Here is a 532-nt window from a genome sequence, read left to right as displayed (position 1 = left end):
TCTCGATGATTGGAAGGTTGGCCTTATCTCCGGTATTTGGGCTCCCATTTGTGGCGTCGCCGTCGCATTGTTCGTTGGCCTGTTTGTCGATTTGAGTGATCAACAGTATGCAATGCTGATCATCTTCTCGGCGTTACCTCCTGCGGTTTTAAATTATTTGCTTGCAGAACAGTTGAAGTTTGAGCCTGAGAAGATCGCGTCGATTGTTTTGACCGGGAATATGGTTAGCGCCCTGTCGATACCTATCGTCTTGGCATTTGTGTTGTAAAAGCGCCCTGCCGCTGATCCAAGTAATTCGATTATTAGTCTGCCGGCAAAAGCCAGATGTCTGTTTTGGGGTTGATGATAGTGCCATCCGCCTGCTTCAATTTAAATCGTTTGGAGGCCGGCTTACCTTGCTTATTATATTGAATGACAAAATGAAGGTGAGGGCCGGTCGAGAAACCGGTGTTACCGGAATATCCAAGCAATTGGCCGGTTTCAACGCTATCGCCTGGCTTAACGAGTACTTTGCCTATCAATAGATGCCCAT

Annotated in this window: 2 protein-coding genes; one reads left to right on the top strand and one right to left on the bottom strand. The window is 47.2% G+C overall.

Annotated elements, in window-relative coordinates:
• The coding region (locus tag A3751_RS23020; RefSeq protein WP_369821252.1) for an AEC family transporter at positions 1–268 on the top strand (268 nt) is incomplete at its 5' end.
• A gap of 34 nt (positions 269–302) precedes the next feature.
• Here the strand turns inward: A3751_RS23020 and A3751_RS23795 are convergent.
• Positions 303–532, bottom strand: a 230-nt coding sequence (locus A3751_RS23795) for a M23 family metallopeptidase (protein WP_156492568.1), incomplete at its 5' end; no start/stop codon positions are given.

This window comes from Oleiphilus sp. HI0080, from assembly GCF_001635135.1.
Note: the sequence above shows the minus strand (reverse complement) of the source record. Positions and strands in the feature narration are given on the sequence as shown.